Source organism: Mycoplasma enhydrae (assembly GCF_017116825.1).
GTDB lineage: Bacteria > Bacillota_I > Bacilli_A > Mycoplasmatales > Metamycoplasmataceae > Metamycoplasma > Metamycoplasma enhydrae.
Map to the genome: position 1 here is coordinate 1 of NZ_JAFIRD010000015.1, position 1819 is coordinate 1819.

At 28.1% G+C, this 1819-nt stretch carries 2 protein-coding genes; both read right to left on the reverse strand.

Annotated elements, in window-relative coordinates:
- Nucleotides 1-838 (reverse strand): phosphate acyltransferase PlsX (plsX, locus tag JXZ91_RS03000; protein ID WP_205851534.1); only part of this gene is annotated, 838 nt, incomplete at its 3' end.
- A gap of 7 nt (nucleotides 839-845) precedes the next feature.
- A partial coding sequence (locus JXZ91_RS03005; protein WP_506736983.1) for a fatty acid kinase subunit FakA-related protein occupies nucleotides 846-1819 on the reverse strand: 974 nt, incomplete at its 5' end.

The following is a 1819-nucleotide window of genomic DNA, read 5'->3' on the forward strand; positions in this document are numbered from 1 at the left end:
CACCTACATTTCTGTAATCAAATCTATTTTTAATTTGCTTTAATTTTGGTTTTAATAACCAACCACCTATTTTAGATATAAAATTTGACATTATGGATTGTTTTAATAAACTACCAAAACCCATAAACGATGCTTCCATAGTTTTTAAAAATATGTTTCCTGTTTGACCTTCTGCTATAACAATATCCACAACACCATTAACAGCATCTTTTGGTTCAATAAAACCATGATAATTAATTGCTTTGTTGGCTTTTAGTAGACTATTAGCCAACTTTACATTTTCATTACCTTTATAGTCTTCAGTTCCGATATTAAGCAGTCCAATAATGGGGTTTTTATTTTCAAACAATTTTTGATAATATTTAGTGGCAACAAGTGCTCAATTATTTAAATAATCAGCCGGGGTTTCTACATTAGCGCCAGCATCTAGTAATAATATATTTTTTTGAGTTGTAGTTGGTACTACAGGCATAAAAGCAGGTCTAGAAACATTTGGTAACCTTTTAATCTTTAAGCTAGATAAAATTATTAAAGAACCACTATCTCCACTGCTTAATATAGCATCACAATCATTTTCTACCAAATAATTAAATGCGTCTAGCATAGATGACTTATTTTTTAAAATATCTCTCGGAGAATTTTTAATATGTGCAATTTCACAAGAATTAATTATTGTAAATAATTTGGTTTCTTCTTTTAAAGTTTCTTCAATGTATTTTCCATCACCAACCAAAATAATTTCAAATTCTGGAAAGTTTTTTTTAAATTTTAAAGCAGCTCTAATTGCTTCATAGTGCCCATTATCATTATTTAATATATCAAAAACAATTCTTTTCATTTAACACCTACTCTGTTGATATTAGATATGGATAAATAGTTTGGCCACCATTATATATATCAATTTGAACATCAAAATTAACTTCTACATAGTTTTGCAATTCACTTATATCTGCCTCTGTAACACCTTGACCATAAAATAAGGTAACAATCTGTGTATCTTCATTAATCATTTCATTTAATAATTTAATTGCAGCTTCATTAAAAGTTGGCGCTGTGTTAATTAATTTACCTTCTTTAATAGTCATAAACTCTCCAGCTTTAACTTTAATGCCATCTAATTTAGTGGTTTTAATAGAAGGAGCGATTTCACCATAGTGAATGCTATTTAAAGCATCTTTCATAAGCTGATGATTTTCTTCAATTGAATTTTCTTCACTGAAGTTATATAGAATACCCAAAGCTTGAGCTTGTGATTTAGTCGGAATTATAATAATTTTTTTATCTTTAATAATTGTTGAAGCTTGTTGAGCTGACAAAATAATGTTTGAATTATTAGGTAATATAAAGATAGTCTCAGCGTTTGTTGAATTAATGGCATATACAATATCATTGATTGAAGGGTTATTAGTTTGTCCTCCTTCAACAATATATGAAGCTCCACTTTCTTTTAATAAATTAATTATACCTGCGCCTGAATTACAAGAAATTACAGCAGATTTTTTAGGTTTTTGTAATTCGCCATTTTCTGTTTCTTTTTTATTATTGGAATTATCGGTATTCTTTTTACTATCGTTGGCTTGCAATGTCATATTTTCAATTTTAACTTTAATAAACTGACCCAAGCTATTAACAGCATTTAGAACTTCTCCTGGTCTAATTGCATGAATGTGTACCTTTAGAATAGAATTATCTTGAACAACAACCATTGAACTTCCAATTCTTTCTAATTTGTTAACCAAAAGGTCTTTATTAAATTTTTTAGGCTTTTTGAGTTCTAAAATAAATTCAGTACAATAACCAAATTCTCCTTCAAAAACTT